Below are 20,345 nucleotides of genomic sequence, written 5' to 3' on the forward strand. Positions count from 1 at the left end.
AGATAATACCACTCTCAATTATTCATTGTCAACGGCGAGATAAGAAATTCTGACATTCTGCAGACGTCCCGTAAAAGACAAACTCCGGATCCCCTTCGACGAGATGGACGTCGATGTCAAATTCAAGCCAGGAAGCGTCGTGCCACTTTTTCGGTAGCGAGAGGACGACCGCCTCGTATTGCCCGCTGAGATCGAGGAGCGCGCGTTCAAACTGCGAGAAAACGGCTAGCTTCGACGGCTTGCCCGCATAGGTCATCCGGTCTTGAATCGAGCGTCCGGTCCGCTCCCTCGACATTTCAAACAATCCCATCCGTGTGAATCCGTACACTTCGACACGACGTGGGTCGCGTGCCCCGAGTTCTTTCATTTTCTTGAGCAGTCGGGTCTGCCCTTCTTTCGAACCACGGAGGAAGTCGATGACGATCATCCCGCCGATATTACGTAAGCGCAACTGTTCCATAATCGTATAGAGTGCCGCTTCATTGATCGTATCGGCCGCACGTCCTTTATCTTTGACGGCGACGTTCTTCCCGCTGTTGACGTCGATGACGGTCATCGTCTCGACTTGTTCGATCAAGACGAACGCGCCACCATCTAACCAGACGGCACGACTTTCGAGCTTTTCAATCATCCCATCGAGACGTTTCGCCTCCGGGATTCGTCCTTTGCCGATATGACGTTTCACAGGGACGTCGAGTCGCTCAATGCGCGCCTGTCCTTCCTTGTCGTTCAAAAGGACTGATTCGACCGCATGACGGCGTACGAAATGTTCACATAGTAGCTCGTCTTGACCGTAGCGCTGTTCAATCACGGTTTTCGCACGATCACGAAGCAAGTCGAGTTCTTCCTGTAAGGCGTCTGGTGCCACTTGGCCGGCCTCCGTCCGAAATAGGACCCCTTCCTCTTCTGAAAGGGCGACCGACTTCGAGAGGCGGTCCTGCGTGACGAGGTCGAGCTTTCGACTGAACAACTTCCGACGACCGTATGGGAAGTAGACGAGATAGCGTCCACCGAACCGAATGTTTTCTGTCACCTTATGATGCTTGCCGTTGATGCCTTCTTTCGTCACTTGCACGAGTCGTTTTTCCCCGACGACAGCCGCTTGTCCGATCGCTGGCACGTCCGGATACGAGGCGAGCGCGCGAAGCGTCTCCGCAATCGGTAAAAAGAACGTCGTCTCCCCGTCCGTCAAAAAAGCCGCCCCGAGTGACGGATGAATCCGTTCAATCGCAGCCTCGACGATCGTACCGACCGACAACTGGTCGACGAAGCGTTCCTCGACTTCGAGCAAACGTTCCCCGTCTACGAGCATCGCCCGTTCGATGGAAGGTGTTCGTTCGTAGATTAACTTCATGTGCACCTCTCCTTTCGACAGAAAAAGGCAACTTTCGTTGCCTTTACGCTTTTTTCATTCCAAATTTCATCATGAGTCGTGCCCAGAAGCCGACCGGTGCCGTCTCCGTCTGAATCGACATGAGCGGGACTGATTCACCGAGGATGCGGCGCGTGATGTTGCGGTACGCTTGTCCGGCATTGTTGTCCGGGTTCATCGTGACCGGTACCCCACGGTTCGCAGCGGCAATGACTTCCTCATCATCGATGACGACGCCAAGGAGGTCGATCGACAAGATGCGCATGATGTCATCGATGTCGAGCATATCGCCTGATTCGACGAGATGATTTTTCACCCGGTTGACAATCAGTTTCGGCGCTTCGATGTGATTCGCTTGTTCGAGCATCCCGATGATGCGGTCCGCGTCTTGGACGGCCGCCTTCTCTGGCGTTGTGACGACGATTGCCTCGTCCGCCCCAGCGATCGCGTTCATGAATCCTTGCTCGATCCCCGCAGGGCAGTCAATCAAGACGAAATCATATTCCGTCTTCAATTGGTCGACAATCTCTTTCACTTGCTCAGGATTGACCGACGTCTTGTCTTTTGACTGTGCGGCCGGAAGCAAGTACATCTCTTCGAACCGTTTGTCGCGAACGAGCGCCTGGTTCAATTTACATTGTCCTGTAATGACGTCGACGAGGTTATAGATGCTCCGGTTGTCGAGTCCGAGAATGATATCGAGGTTACGCAACCCGATATCGGTATCGACGAGACAGACCGAGTGTCCAGACAAGGCGAGCCCCGTCCCGATGTTGGCGGTCGTCGTCGTCTTGCCGACGCCCCCTTTTCCTGATGTCACGACGATGGCTCTGCCGTTTTTCACTTCTTTTTCTGTATGTACAGGCTCCACTACTTGCTCCATTCCACTCACCCTCTCTGTAATTCCATTGCATATGCGTCTTTCAGACCGGTCATGACGTGGCGGAGACGTGTCATCTCGATCCCGTCATTCGTCTGGTACGCACAACCCATCTCAATCTCAGGAAGTTCTTCTTCATCGTCGGACGTGAGAACGTGTTCGCCGATTGCCAAAAACTTCGGATGGAGTAGGCTCGCGGTGATGACCGCTTCTTCCCATCCTTCGACACCAGCACGCACATTTCCTCGTATCGTGCCTAAACAATAAATACTTCCTGTCGCCCGGACCTCTGAGCCAGGGTTGATATCCCCGATCACAAGCACCGAACCATCAAACGTGAGGACCTGCCCACTGCGAATCGTCCCGCTATGGTAGTGGAACGTCTTTCTGCCGTACGTTGCTTTCGCTTCTTCCGTCAACATGACATCGCTCGACAAGTCTTCAATATAAAAAACGCCATGACGAGCGACGACCTCACGAATTTGACGTGTCAGCTCCTCGTCAAGATAACGAGTACCCGCGTGCAACTTCAGGGCAATCTTACCGGACGGCGGCTCCATTTCTTGTAATGTCGCTTCAAAGTCCGTAAGCACCTCGTCGATGCCACTCTTCGGATTGAAGTGGATGGCAATTCCGTTGCGATGTCCTTTAATCGTAATGTGTCGTTTACGCTCCATCATGGCTACCCTCTTTTCACAACAGGTCGGATCGTCACATACCGCATCATCGGATAATAAAGAATCACGATGGCGATGGCATTGACGAGCACGGTCCCTGGAATCTGTTCAATCAATAGTGTTTGAATCGTCATCAACGTCCCACCAATCGCCGCCATGATCCCGTATATCGCAACTGTGAATACGACAATCATGAACGTAAAGGTGATGGTGACGGAGAAGAAGTTCTCACCTATATATTTTAACACGAAGCTGGCTAAGAGAGGAATGAGTGAAAAAGTAAATACATAAATTCCAAGCAAGTCGGTATAGACGATATCATACAGCAGCCCGAATACAAGACCGAACCCGAGCGCCGTCTCCCATCTGCCATACAGACTGACGAACATCAGCCCAATCAACGTCAATAAGAGATAGGGCGTGGCATAGTGCCACGAGAAAATCGATGCCCATGTTCCTTCAATAAGAAAAAGGAGGAACAGGGCGATGAACACTTTCATGTTACTCACCCGCTGCTCCTCCTTCCTCGGGACCCGTTAGAAACGGTTCGTCTAGTGTCCGATCAATCACGTACATTTGTGAGAACTCATTGAAGTCGGCCTCCGGTTTGATTCGAGCGACTTGCGAGACGCCATATTCATCCGTCTCGATCGACTCGATCGTTCCGATGACGAGTCCGGCCGGGTAACGTCCCCCGAGTCCAGAGGTCGATACGATTTCTCCTTCTTTCAACTTGACGCTATTCGATACTTTCGTGAAGAACAACTCGTTCGTCTCCGTATCGAACCCATCAATCGTCCCATATGTCGCTTTGCCGTCCGCATCTTTGACGACAGCCGAGACGTTGTTCGTCCGGTTGTTGTCGCTGAGCAGTTGCACTTGTGACGTATAGGCACTCGTTTGAATGACACGGCCGACCATTCCGCTCGCTGCGGTCACGGCCATGCCTTTCTCAACGCCGCGTTCAGAACCGACGTTGATGGTGACGTAGCGTTGCCAATCGTTCGGTGTCCGACCGATGACCTCCGCAGGAATGAGGTCGAAGTCGCGTAACGACTTGTCTTTCGCTTCGACCATTTTTCGAAGCTCCTCATTCTCACGGCGCAAGTCATCTGCCTCAACCGATACCTCGGCGTACTTCGCCAAATGTTCTTTTAGTTGGCGGTTCTCTTCGTAGATGTCGCGGACGTCCGAGATGGATGAGACCGTCGAGTCCATCCATCCGATTGGTACCGCGAACACTCGCTGGAACGTGCCGACCACATCACGCGTGACGTCTTGGTACCAGGCTGATTCCGATCGTCCTCGAATCGAAACCCCTAAAATGACGAAAAACAAGATCAGTACAATTAGCGTGATGATGAGCTTTTTATTGCGTACAAATCGGCTCATCGTGTCTCACCTCTCATCGACGTGACGAGATGCCTGATTTCGAACGGAGGACGTCCATCATTTCAAGAGATTTTCCTGTACCGACTGCTACACAGTCGAGTGGCTCATCCGCAACGAGTGTCGGGATGTGCGTCTCGTCTGAGATGACGTCGTCCAAGTTTTTGAGGAGCGCGCCGCCGCCTGTCAAGACGATTCCACGGTCCATTACGTCAGCAGCGAGTTCTGGTGGTGTTTGTTCAAGCGTCTGCTTGACACCTGCCAAGATGGCTTCGACTGTATCCGAGAGTGCTTCGCATACTTCTGTAGACGACACTTCGATTTGTTTCGGAAGTCCCGTCACGAGGTCGCGACCACGGATTTCCATCTTCTCCGCCTCGTTCGATGCGTCGATGCGCGCCGAACCGACTTCCATTTTGAGCGTCTCGGCCGTACGTTCCCCAATCATGAGGTTGTACTTGTTTTTGATGTAACGAATAATGGCGTCATCCATTTCGTCACCACCGACACGAATCGATTGGCTTGTCACGATGCCGCCGAGTGAGATCACTGCGACTTCGGTCGTACCGCCACCGATATCCACGACCATAGAGCCAGTCGGTTCCCAAACCGGGAGACCTGCGCCGATTGCTGCCGCGAACGGTTCTTCGATTGTGTATGCTTCACGAGCGCCTGCTTGTTTCGCAGCGTCTTCGACAGCACGTTTTTCAACAGACGTGATACCACTTGGTACACAAATCATGACGTTCGTCTTCGATGAGAACAAACCGCCTTTTGATTTTTGAGCTTGCTCCATGAAGTATTTAATCATCGTTGCTGTCGTTTCAAAGTCAGCGATAACGCCGTCTTTCATCGGACGACGAGCAGAGACGTTCCCTGGCGTACGTCCAATCATATCTTTGGCCTGGTTACCAACGGCCTCAATTCTACCTGTATCTGTACGGAACGCCACAACGGACGGTTCACGAACAACAATTCCTTGACCCTTTACGTAAACGAGCGTGTTAGCCGTTCCAAGGTCGATTCCGATTTCTCGGTTAAAACTACGAAACATAGGTGTTGCTCCTCTCTTCGTTACACTATTTTTTATTATAACGGAAAAATCATGTTTGAAAACGTTCATTCGATTACAGGTTATTTACAATAACCGCATCTCAGTCCTGTCTCACCGTCTACTAGTTTGCCTTCTTTTGAGGAAAAAGGCAAATCAAAAAAAGCAGACGCGAGTAGGCGTCTGCCTAAGAGAGAACGGTTACAAACCTGGTTGAAGCGGGAGTAGAAGCATCGCTCCGTAAAAGAAGACCGAAAAGATGAGAGTCGGTCGAAAGAAGCGGGACGGTTTCACGCGCGTCGCTCCGGCTAAAAAGCTCGATGTCGTCATGACAAATATGTAGATTCCAACATACATAAGAAGTAAGCGGACGAGCACCGTCCAGATGCCGAGTTGATCAAGTTCATTGAAAGAGACCATAACAAGACCAAGATAGGCGATGAGCGATAGAACACCTAGCCCGACACCGACGATTGGTGAGACACGGTCGAGCCAGTGGTCCTCGTCGAACCGAAGGAATAGCGCCGTACTCACAAATAAAAATAGGACGAACAGGACAAGCGAGAAGATGGTCGTGTCTAGTTGGACGTAGCTCACGATGAGCGATATACCAAGCATGAACAACCAAATGATTTTTTCCATGTTGAACACCTCACCTGATATCTTATCAAAGTCCAAGAGTCAATTGGAGGAAATTGTATATCCCTTTTTCTTAATCATAGTTTCTTTAATATATGCAAGATTATTTGTTGTAAGGAAACGTGGAGATTGTCTTCGTTTAATCGGACGTATATCTAGAAAAGATTTCATGACTTATCCTCTTCAATTATTTTTTCTACTAATTTTTCATCGGTTTGTCTATAAGACTCGAGAACGAACTTCACTCGGCTAGTTTTATTAGCGAGCTCTGTTCTAGTTTCTTTAATCAGTTTTGCATTTATTCCATATGGAACTGTGAATTTGTTAAGATCGTTTTTGACTTTATTAAAAAGTTCTTTTGACATTCTCCCCTTGAAGTCTTGTTCAGGACTGTCAATCGTAAAATAGTTAGTTGACGTATTGATTGTTCTCAACACCCCTACAACATCAATTTCTTCTCTCTCTAAAGTAACATCTAACAATTTGTTATTAATTACATCAACTTTCGAATACGAAGAACGATCAAATCCAACTTCTATAGCTGATTGATCAGTTTCAGCTTTAGATTTAAATGAGATAGAGTATTTATTGTTTTTTATTTCTTTTAATAAGTCATTAATGCTTTTTAACGTACTAAGTGAATAGTCTTCTTGATCAATGAACTCAATTATGTCCTCTGCATTTTGGTTCTCGATCATATCTATGACTTCAAAAAAGTGACCTAATACCTTCTTGTTTGTTCCAAATAAATCATCTTCAGATTTTAGATATACACCGAAAGAAGAAGGTTGGAGAGAATCCAATTTCAATCCGATGTTTGCTCCATTAGATACCCCTGTTGTTCGTTCATAAATGTCACTCGCTATATCATTAAAGGCTGTTTTAAATTGTTGTAAAATACCGACAAAGAAATCAAGAGCAATGTCATGACTGTTTGCGGCATCTTTCAACACAATTTTAAACTTTGATGCATCTAGTTCTATCTCTGTAGATTTTTTCAATTCCTTTTGTAGATGATGATCGTATTCAACCCAATAATCTTCTAACGGGAAACTCTCTTGATCAAAGTTGGTTTCGGTAATTCTATCAATTTTAAGAATATCTGTAGAATCTTTAGTAGGGTCAATAAATAAATAGTTTAACCTCAAAGAATCTTTTAACTTATTTAAAATAGTGATTACTGAAATTCTCTGGTTTAATAAATTTAATCTCTCCATATTGGTAATCTCACTAAAAATCCACTTATGCTCTCCGCTATCTAGTTCATCTACGTAATAATTTAAATAATATTTATTTGAAGACGACGAAATGAAGAATAGAGGAAAATCGTAGTACTCGAATATATGCGCGATTTCAAAAGAGTTAATATCGTCATATGTGATTTTCACGTTTCCTCCCCCTCGATAAATATGTTCATCATTTCGACGTCTTTAAATAACCATAGATTAAGATGCTGTCGTTGAATATTATGTACCCCACAATCTTTAGTTATTCTCCCTTTTGCTACATTCATTTTTCGAAACTTAGGGAATTTTTGTTGCATTAGTTTGACAGCAGATTCTTCAGTCATGAATGATAATGCTAAAGATTCACATTTTTTTGCTGGAGGATACTGAATATTCCTCTCGACATGGTTCAAAAAATCTATTTCATCTAATGAATCACCCACAATGAATCTAAAGACTGGCTCTTTATCTCCAGCTATGACATCTGCCGGAGGACATTGTGGAGGCATATCCTCTAAACTCTTATACATAGCACACCCTCCTAAAACAGTTTTATTCCAATTATAGTATTTTTATCGGTCATTACTACATTTTTCCAAACATTTTGTTGTATATTTTTGTACTTTTTATTTAATTCATAATATTGGATATTATTACTGTCTATATATATAAGTTTTATAAGATTTGTTAGAGAAGAAATAAAAAATGATTCAAAAGTGTGTGGGACTTTACATCAGAGTTTCGACGGAAAAACAAGCAATTGAAGGCTATTCAATTTCTAGACAACGCAATAGGCTAAAGGCATTATGTGTCTCTCAGAGATGGGAACCGATTAAGTTTTATGTGAACGAAGGAATTTCTGGACAATCTACTGTGCGACCAGCAATAAAGAAAATGATGAAAGACATCGAGGATGCGTTAATCGGTGTGCTATTGGTTTATCGACTCAATCGACTTACTCGAAGTGTACGTGATTTACATGGCATTTTAGACTTCCTAGAGAAACACAATTGCCAATTCCGCTCAGCAACAGAAGTCTATAACACTTCGACTGCTATGTGCCGTATGTTCATCACAATCGTAGCTGCCATTGCGGAATGCGAATCTGCAAACTCAGACGAACGTGTACGACTTGGCCAGATTGAAAAAGCAATACAAAGTGAATGGCCCGCTCCTGCTCCTTACGGTTTCAGAAAGAACGACCAAAAGCGCTTTGAAGTAAATTCTAGGCGAGATTGAAGCGGTAATTATGATGGCTATAAAATTGAACGATGAAGTTTATAAAGTCGCTTATGAAAGAATTATGACCAAAGCAAATTTTGCGCAACTACAAAACATCATCTTCGGGAAACAACAAATTGTTAGACCATAAAAATTAAAAAGCAGACATCACGATGCCTGCTCTCCACTTCTCACCCATTCATATATCCCCGCTGCTTCATACTAACGTAGTGATCTTCCCCAATGATGACATGATCGAGACATGCGATGCCGACGATGTTACCCGCTTCAACCAATCGTTCGGACACCTCGATGTCTTCCCGACTCGGCGTCGCGTCCCCGCTCGGATGATTGTGCACGGCAATAAAGCACGCCGCCGATAACTTTAGCGCTTCGCGGAACACGTCACGCGGATGCACAATCGACGAATTGAGCCCACCGACAAAGAGCGTCTTTCGAGCGATTAGTTGATTTTTCGTGTTGAGATACAGACAGACGAAATGCTCCTGATTCAGTAGCCGCAACTCATCTCGCAACAACTCATACGCATCTTGCGGCGACCGAATCGTCGGCATACTCGCTTTCGGTTCCTCGACGTATCGAATTCCAATCGTGAATGCGGCCAGGAGTTGCTCTGCCTTCTTCTTCGTCATCCCTTCGATTTTGCACAAGTCATGGACGGACGCCTGTGACAGCGCCCGTAACGTCGGATACACGTCCGAGATACGGCGTGCCGTCTCCATCGGGTCCTGTCCCCGCCCTCCGATTTGAAGCAATCTGGCGATGGCGGTCTCTACACTACGGTCAATCACCATGGTCATTCCTTCACCTACTTTCAAGGCATTCACAGGAAGCGAGGCGTCACCCCATGCCGGTCGAGCGTCTTGACAAGCGGATGAATCGGCAAGCCGACGACGTTATAAAAATCACCTTCGATTTTCTCAACGAAAAGACCACCCGACCCTTGGATGCCGTATGCTCCCGCCTTGTCGTACGGTTCTGTGGAATCAAGGTAATCTTCCATCCAACTCTCCGGAATCACATCGAATGTCACATGCGTCGTCGTGACGAACAAGTCCTGCGTCGCACCGATGATGCTCACGCCTGTGAGCACTTCATGGGTCGAGCCGGATAAGCGTTCGAGCATCCGTTTCGCATCCTCACGGTCCGCTGGCTTCTCCAAGATGACGCCGTCTAAGACGACGACCGTATCCGCGCCGATCACGATAGCATCTCGATGATCCCGTGCCACATCCATCGCTTTCTCACGCGCGAGACGGGCGACGTAATCGCTCGGGGACTCCTTGCCGTCCGTCCCTTCCGTCACGTTCGATGGGATGACCTCATGCTCGATTCCCGCTTTACGCAGTAGCTCCGTACGTCGTGGTGACATCGAGGCGAGAATGACACGCTTCTGTGTTGAATTCATTGTATCGACTCCTTCTCTTCTTCTAAAACGGGCTTCCTTGCCGTTTCACACTTCTCTGTTGATTGTAGGCAACGCGCGTCGTAAACACAATCACTCGGGTCGAAAAAAACGCCCCTTCAATTTCTGAAGGGACGTGTCGATTCATGGTGTCGTATAGTCGTAAACCGGGATATCTTTCTGTTCGAAAGCTGGTTCCGGGATGTAACGATCTGGAACGAGTTGATCGAGGTCCGGGCGATAGAAGGCATCCAGCTCGACCGTAAAATCAAGCGCCTGTACTTCTTCGACCGTATTTGGTCCTGTCTCGGCTGGTCCTGTGAATTGAATCGTCCGCAACACATGGATACGGTTCATCGACTCAATCGATTCCAAGAACGAAACGAGGGCATCATACGTTTCGGCCTGAAGGGTCACGGTCGAACGAATTGTCGAGGCGTTGACCGGTGCGACGTCCGTCGGTTCAGCCGGTTCATTCGTCTCACTGACGTCGGCCGGATTGAACGGTTCGACCGTCTCTGGTACCTCTGACTCGGCCACTAAACCGTCCGCGAAGGCGATGCTTGTCACATCGACGCCAGCCAGCAGGCTTGCCTGAGACAGCGCCTCGACGACCGTGTCGAGTGCAGGAGCTGTCGGAACGCGTGTCTGGAGTGTTTGTGAGTCTGCCACGTCAACGGCTTTCCCTTCTTGACGCAACAGTTCAAGCTTCGTCCGTTCGAGCGAGAGGTCACGTTCAAGCGCCTCGACTTCTCCTTGTTTGATGAAGTACGTATAACCGAAGTAAGCCGGTGCTACGATGGCTGCGAGGAGGCAAATCGCAAATAACGCATAAATTGTCGAACGCTTCATTGACTCACCACCTCCGCATCTGCTCCCTCTTCTTCAGTCAATTCTTCCTCCACGTCTTGGAACATGAACGTGAACTCTCCGATGTAGCGTGGAAGCGGGTCTTCTTCGAATGAATTTTCCTCTTCCTCTTCTGCCGACTTCAATTCGGTCGTCACGCCGAGAAGCTTCACGTCAAGGAAGCGTTCATCGGTCATAAGCGAACGTTGGAAGGCGTTCAAATCTTCAAGCGTCTCAAATTGTGTCCGCACGCTCATAATCGATCCGTCCGCGTAGTTATACGTCAACACGTAACCCGTCGGAGGCAATTGTTCGGTCAGCGCCCGAAGTGCCGGCACCGCATCTTTCTCCATGTCCGTCAACGCCGTCACGGTCTGGTCGAGCGAGAGCACTTGTTGTGCTTTCGAGTTCACCTGTTCGGTTTGATAAATCTCGACAAGTTGGAGTTCCTCTTCAATACGTGCTTGTTCCGCTTCCAATTGCCCCACCTCATAATACAGATAACCGGCCGCGCCTCCTCCGAGGAGAAGTGCGACGAGTCCCGTCACGATTGGCCAACGGAGCGTCACATCGGTCGAGTTGATAAAGTTCGTATCCTGGTCACGTTGAAGGGTCGCCATACCAAGTAAAGGAAGCATCTGATGTGATAGCGGTGTCCCATGGGCAATCGCGAGCGGTTGTTCGACCCGTGTGACGGAGACGAGGGACTCGGATTGAATCATGTGAACAAGATCGTCCACTTCAGGAACCGTTCCCGAGACGTATAAGTGGTCAATCGCTCGACCATCCGTCCGTAGCGAGTAACGATAGAAATCAAGGAAACGGGCGAGTTCGTTCAACCAGTCATCCATCTGGTTCGCTTTCATCTCATCCGTTCCGTTGTATGTATACGTCACGACGCCGTCTTTCGTCCCGACTTGGTACGGAAGGTCTGACTCGATGGAACGAATGAAGCGAATCTGTCCTTCTTCTAACACCAACAATTGATGCGAGAATGGCGTGACATGCCAGATAAGCGTCGACTGGAGCGAATCGATGTCTGACAAGCGCATGACGCCGTTTGCGACCGCGACCGAGCGTGGTGTGATCTTCTTCAGAGCGAGCCCACGTTTTTTCATATAAGATCGGAGCGACTTCGTCAGCTCAATCGATACGGCGTGAAGCATGACGTCCGTCTTGACCCCGTCTTCACCTAACACTTCATAATCGAACGACACGTCGTCGAACGGTAAGATGATGGAACTACCGATTTCCATGAATAAGTAGCCACGAATCTCATCCTTCGGAATCGTAGAAGGAATCTCGACTTTCCGTGACAACACTTCTGTCTCATCCAACGCGACTGCACACATCATACCGCGACGGACTTTTAATTTGCGACAGAGTTCGTCGAAGGCGAGACTGAATGCCGTCTCGTCGAGAATTTTCCCTTCGCCATATGCATCTTTCGCCAACTGAACCGAGGCGCTTCGCTTGAACACACCTTGCTTGATGACGGCACCGTGGATGCTGAGTGCATCAAACGAAAAATAGGTGACCGTCCCTTTCTCTATCCCACGACTCATGATCGTTTTCCCCCTACATCAACTCAAAATACCAATCAAAAAAGCTTTCACTAAACCAAAACGTCAACATCGTCCCGAGCGCGATCGATGGCACGAACGGAATCGGTTGTTTTCGTCCAATTTTCTTTGAGGCGATCAAGCCCACTCCGACAACCGCTCCGATCAAGCTCGACAAGAACAACGCGACGAGGACATCACGAGGGCCGAGCACGAGACCAATCATAGTAAACAATTTGACGTCCCCTGCCCCGAGTCCCCCTTTTGAGACGAAAAAGACAGTCGCTAAAAGAGAAAATCCGAGAAGTGCTCCAGCAAGCGGTGACCACCACGTGGCCCCTGCCACATAGGTAAGGACGAGTAATATCGGTGAGGTAATCCGCAAGATAACGTTCGGCACGAGCATCGTCGATAAATCAGATACTGCGAGGGCCAACAACGTCGATAAGAAGGCGAACGCGAGGAGCGTCGTCATACTAAATCCGTAAACCGTAAAGCTATAGCCATATCCGATGGCTCCGAGCAATTCAAAGATCGGATACGTCGGCGCGATCCGCTCGCCACACCCACGGCATCTCCCGCTGAGAGCGAGATAGCCGAAAATCGGGATGAGTTCCCACGGTGACAATTCGTGACCGCAAGACGGACAATGTGACCGCGGCGTCACGATGGATTGTTGACGTGGCACGCGGAGCCCGACGACGTTGGTGAACGACGTGATGACCGCCCCGAGGACGATGCTATACAAGAATCCAATCAATTCAATCAAGGGAGGATCCTCCTTTTGTCAGTATATGCCAAAAACAGAAAACCGGCTAGGCTGAGCGAGTGCCCAGCGCCAGCCGGAGTGATATGTTATTCTTCTTTGCCTTCGGCACCCGTTCCTGTGCTAGAAGTAGCTGATAAGTTATCTTTTTTCACTGCTGATTCACTTGCAGCATTTAAAGTAAATTTAGTACCTACAACGTTAACTGCGTAAGTATACTTTCCATTAGCTGCCGGTGAAATTGTAACAACAGCAGACGTATAAGTAGCATTTGCATCAGAAAAAGGATCTTTTAAATTATCTACGTACTGAGTCCCATCTACATCTCCAGTAGATGCATCAGTAAATTTCATAGTTTTTGCTGCACTAACAGGATTCGATGCCGTATATAACTTCGCCGCACTCACCATTTGCTTCGCATCTGCAACCATTGCATCCTTCTTCGAGTTCTCAATAATCCCACCAATCGCAACAACCGCGATGGCTGCGATAATTCCTAAAATAACAACGACGACGAGCAACTCGACGAGTGTAAGTCCACGCTCATCTTTTAACTGTTTGGCATCTTGCCAAATCATTTTTAATTTCTCTACCATGATTCATTCTCCCCTTTTGTGTGTTGTGCTGCATGTAAGCTAGATGTATTACAAAATACCTAAACTAGAAGTAGAACAATTTTACTATACCTTCTAAATATAGTATTGAAAAGGTATATTTTCAAAACTCTGCATATTAAGTTTACTGATTTTGAATATCGCCATAGATTTGGAACATCGGAACGACGATCGAGATGACAATCACCCCGACGACACTCGCTAAGACGACAATCAAAAGCGGTTCGATAATCGACTTGAGTCGATCCGTCGTCGTCTCGACTTCCGTCTCATAAAACTCGGCGACTTCGTTCAACATCGAATCTAAATCTCCACTCTCTTCCCCGACCGCAATCATTTGGGTCATGAGTGGTGGAAAGTTTGAGTTGCGCATGAGCGGTTCGTGGAGTGGGATCCCTTGCGCCATCATTTCTCGCGCTTCCGTCAATCCTTTTCGGATGACACGGTTCGACACGATGCGTTCCGTGATCTCGATGGCTGTCAAAATCGGGACAGCCGCCTGTAACAGAACGGCCAAGCTTCGCGTGAGTAGCGCGATTTGCGACTTCGTCACAATCGTCCCGAAAATCGGCATCTTGAGCAGTAATCGATCGATAACAAATCGTTCCCGGTCTCGCTTCAACATCCACGTAAATACAAGCACCCCGAGTATAGCGATGGCGAGTAAAAGCCACCAGAACGCCGCGATAAAGTCTGAAACGGCGACAACGATTCTCGTGATGAGCGGAAGCTCACCGCCGAGTTGACCGAAGATGCTCGCGAATGTCGGAACGACGTTCACCATCAAGAAGGCGACAACGCCGATGGCGACAATCGAGACGACCAACGGATACGTCAAGGCGGAGATGACTTTCCGCTTCACATCATATTGTTTCTGGAGTTGGAGCCCGATCTGGTCGAGCGCCTCCTCCAAGTTCCCACTCGTCTCCCCGGCAAGTGCCATCGAACTGAAGAAGTTCGAAAAGACGCGTGGATGTTTTTTGATCGCCTCGGAATAGGCAATCCCTTCTTTCAAGTCATCCTCGACTTGACTGAGTGTCTTCTTCAAGACTTTCGATTCGGTCTGTACCCGCAAGATGGACGTCGCACGAACAATCGGCACCCCTGCTCTGATGAGCGTCGCGAACTGTCTGACGTACATGATTAGATGTTCAATTTTGACCCGTTCCGGTAGGATGTTGACCTCTTTGTTTAAGCCGGTCGACTCGAGTTCGGACAAGTCTGTCACGAGAATCGATTCTTGGCGTAACTTATCTTTTGCCTCCCGAAGCGAGACGGCCGTGATGCGACCTTTCTTGCGCTTCCCGTTCAGGAGCTTTCCTTCGTACTGAAATATCGCCATCACTCATCACCTCATCTCTTCTGTCGGGACGGCGTTCGGATTGATGATCCCTTGCCGTACGAGCTGTTCAATCGCGGCATCCATCGACTGCATACCATGCTGGCGACTCGTCTGGATGACGGTCGGAAGCTGGAACTCTTTTTCGTTTCGAATCAAGTTGGCGACCGCTGGGTTCCCTAGCATGATTTCCATCGCGGCGACACGACCTTTCGGCACATCGATTCGTGGAAACAATCGTTGACTGACGACCCCGAGCAAAACGTTCGCGAGCTGCGTCCGGATTTGATCTTGCTGCTCGGCCGGGAACGCATCGATGATTCGGCTCACGGTCGACATCGCACTCGATGTGTGGAGCGTCGCCATGACGAGGTGCCCCGTCTCGGCTGCTGTCATCGCCGTCGAAATCGTTTCTAAATCACGCATCTCCCCGAGCAAAATGACATCCGGGTCTTGGCGCAAAGCCGCTCGTAGACCGCTCACGAACTTCATGACGTCTGAGCCGATTTCCCGCTGATCGACGATGCTTTGGTCGTGGGAATGCAAATACTCGATCGGATCTTCTAATGTGATGATCCGCTTCCGTTGCGTCCGATTGATCTCGTGAATCATGGCCGCAAGTGTCGTCGATTTCCCAGACCCGGTCGGTCCCGTCACGAGGATGAGACCATGCGGCTTCTCAATCAACCGCTTCAAAACCGTTGGCAGATTGAGTTCATTCAGCGTCGGGATTTCCCCGGAAATCGAACGGAATGCAATCGCAATCGTTCCCCGTTGATAATAGGCGTTGACACGGAACCGCGAGACACGTGGCACCCCAAACGAGAAGTCGAGATCGCGCTCATGTTCAAGACGGTCGCGCATATCATCCGTCATAATTTCTTTTAAAAATGCTTCGAGATGATGGGGTAGCACTTTCTCCTCGCCCATCGTGATGAGACTCCCGTCTACCCGAATGATTGGTGGCGAACCCGCCGTCAAATGAATATCTGAGGCGCGTCGCTCGACCGCATTCGTCAAGATGACTTCAATCGATTGATTAATCATAAGCACTCTCCGTAATGACCGTTCGTAATATTTCTTCCGTCGTCGTCAACCCGGCTGCGACTTTTTCTAATCCGTCAGCCAGTAAGAAGGTCGCCCCTTGTGACTTCGCGTACTCCACCATCTCGGACTCGGTCGCCTGGTTCATGATCATCCGTCGTAACCCTTCGTTGATTGGAATCACTTCATGAATGGCAAGACGCCCTCGGTAGCCTGTCGAGTTACAAGATGAACACCCTTTCCCGCGTACAACCTGATCAATACGAACGCCTTCTGCCTCGAAGAGACGCTGTTCACTTTTTGAGACCGGTTCTGCCTGACCACAGTCGCGGCAGACGCGTCGGACGAGACGTTGCGCGACAAGTCCGGTCGTCGAAGCGGCGACGAGGAACGGTTCGACACCCATATCGACGAGACGGGTGATGGAACTGATGGCCGAGTTTGTATGTAGTGTCGATAGGACGAGGTGTCCCGTAAGTGAGGCCCGAATGGCAATCTCCGCTGTTTCCGTGTCTCGAATCTCCCCGACCATGACGATGTTCGGGTCTTGTCGTAAAATCGAGCGAAGTCCAGATGCGAACGTCAAGCCGACTTTCGAGTTGACCTGGACTTGGTTGATCCCATCGAGCTGATACTCGACCGGGTCTTCTACCGTGATGATGTTTTTCGTCTCGTCATTCAACTCTACTAGTGAGGCATATAGAGTCGACGACTTCCCTGAACCGGTCGGACCGGTGATGAGAATAATGCCGTTCGGACGTTTGAGCATTTCACGATATGCTTGCTCGTTTCGTTCCCCAAACCCTAGCTTCGTCAAATCTGTCAGCCCTTGCGACGAATCAAGCACTCGAATAACAATCTTCTCCCCATACATCGTTGGAAGCGTCGAGACACGGAAGTCATACGCACGATTGCGTAACGTATACTTGATCCGTCCATCTTGTGGAAGACGACTTTCCGTGATGTCGAGGTTACTCATGACTTTAATGCGCGTCAGCATCACGCTCTGTATCTTTTTCGGATAAATTGTTTCCGTACGCAAATCTCCATCAATCCGGAACCGGACGTGAAGTTGTTTCTCATGTGGGTCGAAATGAATATCTGATGCTCGTTGATCGATTGCACTCAAGAAGATTTGGTTCACGAGGCGAATGATCGGGGCATCGTCCCGATTCATCGTTTCTTGTTGATTCATCTCCGGTGCATCTTCTTTTAAAATCTCGACGAGCGAATGATCCATCTCATAATAACGACTGATTGTCTTCCGAATTTGTTCACGTGTCGAAATACCAATCTCGATATTCATCCCAGTCTGCAGACGGACATCATCGATCGCAATCAAATCGAGCGGATCGGCCGTCGCAATATGAAGCGTGTTTCCAATCAATTGATATGGCATGACGTCATGTTTTTGTGCCAATGCTTTCGGCACGAGCTTCGTGACCGTCACGTTGATATCCTGAGCATACAGCTCGATAATCGGCACATGCAGTTGTTCATGAATCATCTGAATTAATTGCGTTTCGGTAATGTGGTTCAACCGAATAAGTGTATCCCCCAGTTTTTCACCGGGGCGTTTTTGTTCGAGCGCTTCATCGAGCTGACTCGTCGTAATGAGTCCGGCCTCGATGAGCATCTCGCCGAGTCTTCGTTTCGTTCGTCTCACGTTACTTCACCATCCTTTGAGGAGCCTCCTCTTGCTCGACTTCCCTCTCTTCGACGAAAGTACTAGCCGTCACTCCACCAATCAATATGACAACGAGTAGGAACCACGCCCACCATGCCTGCGTCAACGACTCCGTCACCATGTAGTAAATTCCTGCTGAAAGAAGTGCTGTCCAGACACTGATGAGTAATTTCGTTTCACGCTTCTTCATCGATGGGACAGACAAGGCGAATAACGTCAATGTGGCCAATACCCAAAAACCAAGTAAAATCATATAACCAATCATCCGACTGCCTCCTGATCTGCAGGGTCTTCTTCAAATACGGGCGGTTCTTCAAAGTCGTCATTTAGTTCATCGTCAAAAGTCGGGTCTTCTTCCACCTCTTCATCCGGGAATGTTGGAATGACCGGTTCGACCGGTTCAGGTGGCGGAGGTGGGACCGAGCTCTTCGTAACGATTTCCGGTGTCGGGGCATAAAAATCAAATCCGAGCAATTCCATCGTTTCTCCTTCTTCCGTCACTTTGACACGGTACAACTTACCTGACTGGCCAGATTGTCCAGATTGTGTGACCGATGAGCTGCCTGACGGAAGTGACGAAGAGAAACGGACGACTTTTTGATAAGGAACCGAAGTCACTTCTTCCACTCGCGCCTCGTAAGCCGATTCAAACGGTTGCCCGAGTAATTGGACTGTCACCGCATTCCCTTCATTCATAACGAGAATGGCGTATGATGACTTCTCACGGTTTTGCACCGCAAAGTTCGAACGGGCGTCCACTTTCGTGTCATATCCGAGTTCGACACCAGACGGGAGCGTCTCATGCGGCACACGTTCAAGGATGGCGAACGGTGTGGCAGCGAACATGCGATAAAACGAAGAGCCGAGCGTCGTGAGCGCCTCAAAGTCTTCCCCGAACGATTTGAGACTAAAGATATCACCTGCTGCCATCTCGAATCCGTTCATTCGGTCAAGCGTGGACTGCATCGCCGGAGTCGGGCTCACGGTAAATGAAGCAACGACTTCACTCTCTGCCGCGACTTGTTCCAATGCGAACGTTGACTCAAGCATCGATGCCGCTTCCATCAATGCCGGGGCAATCATCGTCATCGTCACAGGTTGACTTTCGAGATATGGTTCGACTTTTGACTCATCGATTGCGGTCAACAATGGATATTCGCCCTCATCTGTGATGGAATCGAGCGTGTTCGGTACATCGAACGTCACGACTTCTTTTCCGATTTCAATGACGGTCCCGTCCATCAGATTGACCGAAAACGGCATCGTGTTGAAATCTTTGATGGCGTTATCGAGACGAACGTCAGCCTCTTCATTCGTCATCCCGGAAACATCGATGCCTGCGACGGTTGTTTCTGTATATGTAGTACTTGACTCGGCGGACGCATCTAAGTAATTGACGAGTCCGATGGTCGGTAGCGTCACGAGCATGACGAGTCCGATCAAAATGAAAAGATGCATCCCATACCGCTTCATGTAAAAATCCCCCTATGTTTCATATGTCTTCTATTCTATGTATCCGTTCAGTGTGTAACTTTAGTATAATATGTATTGTACAAAAAATAACATTTTATTCAGTATTTCATACGTTATTTTCCGAAAGTTTTACTTTTTTTGAATAGGAGGTCAATGTTTTGTCAGATTCCGAAAAAGGGTTCACGCTCATCGAAGTACTCGTCTCCATCGTCGTCCTCTCGATTGTCTCATTTTCCTTACTCACGATTTTCACTCAAAGTCTGAAGACGACCCACGACAGTCTAAACCAGACAATCGCCAACCAAGTGGCACAAAATACGTTACATACATTGAACCGTCGCGCCGCAACAATCAAGGAACCGCTCAAATTGAGTCAATTGATAAATCAGGACGGAACGTGCGATTTTTGTAAAGATACACGAATTCATGGGGATACGTATGTCGCGACGATTGAGTCCTTATCTCCAGAACCGAGACACACCATCGAGGTCAAAATTTCGGTTACAACGGATCGGTTACAAACCCCCGTGACCTTGAAAGGAGTCATATCGAATGCGACATTACGCGAACCGTTCCCTGAAACGGCTGTACCGACAACTAACTGATCAAACAAAGCGTGAAGACGGCTTCACGCTCGTCGAGTTGCTCGTCACGGTCGTCGTTGCCTCGATTTTAAGCGGGGTTATCATCACAGCCTTCATCACGGGAACGCTCGGTTTTCAGATGACGAATGAAACGAGTGAACTTCGGAGTGAGGCGGACTATTTGATTGCGTCCGTTCTCTCTGACGTGAACCGAACTGAATTTGACGCGGTGACGGAAATCGACGGGTCATTCCAATTTTATCGGTTGTCCACACCTGGTATCTCGGATGCCGGAATGATTTATCGGGAGGCGGGGTACGTTCCGACAGAGTTGGTTCTGTCTCCCGATTCGTTCACTCCATCTAATCCGCAGATCATTGTGGAACGGATGACCATTAAATTAGAGGAACCTGTCTTTGATTCGCGACGCCCGACCTATATGACGGGGGGGCTGATTGAAATCGAAATGGACTTGGTTCAGACGAATGATCCGGATTCGGTGACCACGTTCAAAAGTTCAATCCCATTTTAAGGAAAGGAGGTATG

Annotated in this window: 23 protein-coding genes; 3 read left to right on the plus strand and 20 right to left on the minus strand. The window is 48.6% G+C overall.

The features are described from left to right. Window positions 1-28 precede the first annotated feature (28 nt). The 9 genes from PJK55_RS05970 to PJK55_RS06010 form a co-directional block, all read right to left on the minus strand. Entirely contained in the window at window positions 29-1,354 is a 1,326-nt protein-coding gene (locus PJK55_RS05970; RefSeq protein ID WP_271305091.1) for a ribonuclease E/G, read from the minus strand. Between the two features lie 43 nt (window positions 1,355-1,397). Beyond that, entirely contained in the window at window positions 1,398-2,255 is an 858-nt protein-coding gene (minD, locus tag PJK55_RS05975; RefSeq protein WP_214789320.1) for a septum site-determining protein MinD, read from the minus strand. Between the two features lie 5 nt (window positions 2,256-2,260). Then, window positions 2,261-2,929 (minus strand): septum site-determining protein MinC, encoded by a 669-nt coding sequence (locus PJK55_RS05980; RefSeq protein ID WP_251126502.1) that lies wholly within the window; start codon window positions 2,927-2,929, stop codon window positions 2,261-2,263. A 5-nt stretch (window positions 2,930-2,934) separates the two neighbouring features. Next, window positions 2,935-3,429: a rod shape-determining protein MreD gene (mreD, locus tag PJK55_RS05985; protein WP_083600174.1), complete on the minus strand. Its 495-nt coding sequence runs from the start codon at window positions 3,427-3,429 to the stop codon at window positions 2,935-2,937. A gap of 1 nt (window position 3,430) precedes the next feature. Then, window positions 3,431-4,321 carry a rod shape-determining protein MreC gene (gene mreC, locus PJK55_RS05990; RefSeq protein ID WP_214794306.1) on the minus strand — a complete coding sequence of 297 codons (891 nt, stop codon included), beginning with the start codon at window positions 4,319-4,321 and terminating at the stop codon, window positions 3,431-3,433. Between the two features lie 13 nt (window positions 4,322-4,334). After that, window positions 4,335-5,372, minus strand: a complete 1,038-nt coding sequence (locus tag PJK55_RS05995) for a rod shape-determining protein (protein ID WP_214695333.1) — start codon at window positions 5,370-5,372, stop codon at window positions 4,335-4,337. Window positions 5,373-5,570: 198 nt separating this feature from the next. Continuing rightward, complete coding sequence (locus PJK55_RS06000) at window positions 5,571-6,011, minus strand: hypothetical protein (protein ID WP_271305092.1); 441 nt, start codon at window positions 6,009-6,011, stop codon at window positions 5,571-5,573. Window positions 6,012-6,175: 164 nt separating this feature from the next. After that, the gene (locus PJK55_RS06005; RefSeq protein WP_271305093.1) at window positions 6,176-7,396 is read right to left on the minus strand and encodes a hypothetical protein; all 1,221 of its coding nucleotides are present in this window, start codon (window positions 7,394-7,396) and stop codon (window positions 6,176-6,178) included. Continuing rightward, window positions 7,393-7,764 carry a hypothetical protein gene (locus PJK55_RS06010; RefSeq protein ID WP_271305094.1) on the minus strand — a complete coding sequence of 124 codons (372 nt, stop codon included), beginning with the start codon at window positions 7,762-7,764 and terminating at the stop codon, window positions 7,393-7,395. The genes PJK55_RS06005 and PJK55_RS06010 overlap by 4 nt, the downstream gene beginning before the upstream one ends. A 175-nt stretch (window positions 7,765-7,939) precedes the next feature. Here PJK55_RS06010 and PJK55_RS06015 point away from each other — a divergent pair, with 175 nt between their 5' ends. Beyond that, on the plus strand, window positions 7,940-8,473 hold the full coding sequence (locus PJK55_RS06015) for a recombinase family protein (RefSeq protein WP_271305095.1): 534 nt from the start codon (window positions 7,940-7,942) through the stop codon (window positions 8,471-8,473). A gap of 173 nt (window positions 8,474-8,646) precedes the next feature. Here the strand turns inward: PJK55_RS06015 and radC are convergent, their stop codons facing one another. The 11 genes from radC to PJK55_RS06070 form a co-directional block, all read right to left on the minus strand. After that, window positions 8,647-9,276: a RadC family protein gene (gene radC / locus PJK55_RS06020; RefSeq protein ID WP_214695326.1), complete on the minus strand. Its 630-nt coding sequence runs from the start codon at window positions 9,274-9,276 to the stop codon at window positions 8,647-8,649. Window positions 9,277-9,299: 23 nt separating this feature from the next. Then, window positions 9,300-9,884: a Maf family protein gene (locus PJK55_RS06025; RefSeq protein WP_271305096.1), complete on the minus strand. Its 585-nt coding sequence runs from the start codon at window positions 9,882-9,884 to the stop codon at window positions 9,300-9,302. 141 nt (window positions 9,885-10,025) lie between these two features. Further along, window positions 10,026-10,733, minus strand: a complete 708-nt coding sequence (locus tag PJK55_RS06030) for a hypothetical protein (protein WP_224860438.1) — start codon at window positions 10,731-10,733, stop codon at window positions 10,026-10,028. Further along, entirely contained in the window at window positions 10,730-12,295 is a 1,566-nt protein-coding gene (pilM, locus tag PJK55_RS06035) for a pilus assembly protein PilM (RefSeq protein ID WP_271305097.1), read from the minus strand. The genes PJK55_RS06030 and pilM overlap by 4 nt, the downstream gene beginning before the upstream one ends. Window positions 12,296-12,308: 13 nt before the next feature. After that, window positions 12,309-13,061 (minus strand): prepilin peptidase, encoded by a 753-nt coding sequence (locus PJK55_RS06040; protein WP_271305098.1) that lies wholly within the window; start codon window positions 13,059-13,061, stop codon window positions 12,309-12,311. A gap of 86 nt (window positions 13,062-13,147) precedes the next feature. After that, complete coding sequence (locus PJK55_RS06045) at window positions 13,148-13,654, minus strand: prepilin-type N-terminal cleavage/methylation domain-containing protein (protein ID WP_271305099.1); 507 nt, start codon at window positions 13,652-13,654, stop codon at window positions 13,148-13,150. A gap of 142 nt (window positions 13,655-13,796) precedes the next feature. Next, window positions 13,797-15,014: a type II secretion system F family protein gene (locus tag PJK55_RS06050; RefSeq protein ID WP_271305100.1), complete on the minus strand. Its 1,218-nt coding sequence runs from the start codon at window positions 15,012-15,014 to the stop codon at window positions 13,797-13,799. Window positions 15,015-15,020: 6 nt separating this feature from the next. Then, entirely contained in the window at window positions 15,021-16,058 is a 1,038-nt protein-coding gene (locus tag PJK55_RS06055) for a type IV pilus twitching motility protein PilT (RefSeq protein ID WP_271305101.1), read from the minus strand. After that, window positions 16,051-17,691, minus strand: a complete 1,641-nt coding sequence (locus tag PJK55_RS06060) for a GspE/PulE family protein (RefSeq protein WP_442899494.1) — start codon at window positions 17,689-17,691, stop codon at window positions 16,051-16,053. The genes PJK55_RS06055 and PJK55_RS06060 overlap by 8 nt, the downstream gene beginning before the upstream one ends. A gap of 31 nt (window positions 17,692-17,722) precedes the next feature. Further along, complete coding sequence (locus PJK55_RS06065) at window positions 17,723-18,007, minus strand: hypothetical protein (RefSeq protein ID WP_074032840.1); 285 nt, start codon at window positions 18,005-18,007, stop codon at window positions 17,723-17,725. Beyond that, window positions 18,004-19,215, minus strand: coding sequence for a G5 domain-containing protein (locus PJK55_RS06070; protein WP_271305103.1), 1,212 nt, complete (start codon window positions 19,213-19,215; stop codon window positions 18,004-18,006). Before PJK55_RS06070 ends, PJK55_RS06065 begins: the two co-directional genes overlap by 4 nt. A 158-nt stretch (window positions 19,216-19,373) precedes the next feature. On the opposite strand from PJK55_RS06070, the gene PJK55_RS06075 reads away from it, so the two are divergent. Continuing rightward, complete coding sequence (locus tag PJK55_RS06075; RefSeq protein WP_271305104.1) at window positions 19,374-19,820, plus strand: type IV pilus modification PilV family protein; 447 nt, start codon at window positions 19,374-19,376, stop codon at window positions 19,818-19,820. Next, entirely contained in the window at window positions 19,768-20,331 is a 564-nt protein-coding gene (locus PJK55_RS06080; RefSeq protein ID WP_271305105.1) for a prepilin-type N-terminal cleavage/methylation domain-containing protein, read from the plus strand. Before PJK55_RS06075 ends, PJK55_RS06080 begins: the two co-directional genes overlap by 53 nt. The last annotated feature ends 14 nt before the right edge of the window (window positions 20,332-20,345 follow it).

Source organism: Exiguobacterium sp. MMG028 (assembly GCF_027947425.1).
GTDB classification, from domain to species: domain Bacteria; phylum Bacillota; class Bacilli; order Exiguobacteriales; family Exiguobacteriaceae; genus Exiguobacterium; species Exiguobacterium aestuarii_A.

Excerpts from the sequence above, each read along its gene's own strand:
- PJK55_RS06015 (WP_271305095.1), top strand. The coding sequence starts at position 7,940 with ATGATTCAAAAGTGTGTGGGACTTTACATCAGAGTTTCGACGGAAAAA.
- minD (WP_214789320.1), bottom strand. The coding sequence starts at position 2,255 with ATGGAGCAAGTAGTGGAGCCTGTACATACAGAAAAAGAAGTGAAAAAC.
- radC (WP_214695326.1), bottom strand. The coding sequence starts at position 9,276 with ATGACCATGGTGATTGACCGTAGTGTAGAGACCGCCATCGCCAGATTG.
- pilM (WP_271305097.1), bottom strand. The coding sequence starts at position 12,295 with ATGAGTCGTGGGATAGAGAAAGGGACGGTCACCTATTTTTCGTTTGAT.
- mreC (WP_214794306.1), bottom strand. The coding sequence starts at position 4,321 with ATGAGCCGATTTGTACGCAATAAAAAGCTCATCATCACGCTAATTGTA.
- PJK55_RS06080 (WP_271305105.1), top strand. The coding sequence starts at position 19,768 with ATGCGACATTACGCGAACCGTTCCCTGAAACGGCTGTACCGACAACTA.
- PJK55_RS06010 (WP_271305094.1), bottom strand. The coding sequence starts at position 7,764 with ATGTATAAGAGTTTAGAGGATATGCCTCCACAATGTCCTCCGGCAGAT.
- PJK55_RS06070 (WP_271305103.1), bottom strand. The coding sequence starts at position 19,215 with ATGAAGCGGTATGGGATGCATCTTTTCATTTTGATCGGACTCGTCATG.
- PJK55_RS06045 (WP_271305099.1), bottom strand. The coding sequence starts at position 13,654 with ATGGTAGAGAAATTAAAAATGATTTGGCAAGATGCCAAACAGTTAAAA.
- PJK55_RS06060 (WP_442899494.1), bottom strand. The coding sequence starts at position 17,691 with ATGCTCATCGAGGCCGGACTCATTACGACGAGTCAGCTCGATGAAGCG.
- PJK55_RS06025 (WP_271305096.1), bottom strand. The coding sequence starts at position 9,884 with ATGAATTCAACACAGAAGCGTGTCATTCTCGCCTCGATGTCACCACGA.
- PJK55_RS05980 (WP_251126502.1), bottom strand. The coding sequence starts at position 2,929 with ATGGAGCGTAAACGACACATTACGATTAAAGGACATCGCAACGGAATT.
- mreD (WP_083600174.1), bottom strand. The coding sequence starts at position 3,429 with ATGAAAGTGTTCATCGCCCTGTTCCTCCTTTTTCTTATTGAAGGAACA.
- PJK55_RS06055 (WP_271305101.1), bottom strand. The coding sequence starts at position 16,058 with ATGATTAATCAATCGATTGAAGTCATCTTGACGAATGCGGTCGAGCGA.
- PJK55_RS06065 (WP_074032840.1), bottom strand. The coding sequence starts at position 18,007 with ATGATTGGTTATATGATTTTACTTGGTTTTTGGGTATTGGCCACATTG.
- PJK55_RS06050 (WP_271305100.1), bottom strand. The coding sequence starts at position 15,014 with ATGGCGATATTTCAGTACGAAGGAAAGCTCCTGAACGGGAAGCGCAAG.
- PJK55_RS05970 (WP_271305091.1), bottom strand. The coding sequence starts at position 1,354 with ATGAAGTTAATCTACGAACGAACACCTTCCATCGAACGGGCGATGCTC.
- PJK55_RS06000 (WP_271305092.1), bottom strand. The coding sequence starts at position 6,011 with ATGGAAAAAATCATTTGGTTGTTCATGCTTGGTATATCGCTCATCGTG.
- PJK55_RS06030 (WP_224860438.1), bottom strand. The coding sequence starts at position 10,733 with ATGAAGCGTTCGACAATTTATGCGTTATTTGCGATTTGCCTCCTCGCA.
- PJK55_RS05995 (WP_214695333.1), bottom strand. The coding sequence starts at position 5,372 with ATGTTTCGTAGTTTTAACCGAGAAATCGGAATCGACCTTGGAACGGCT.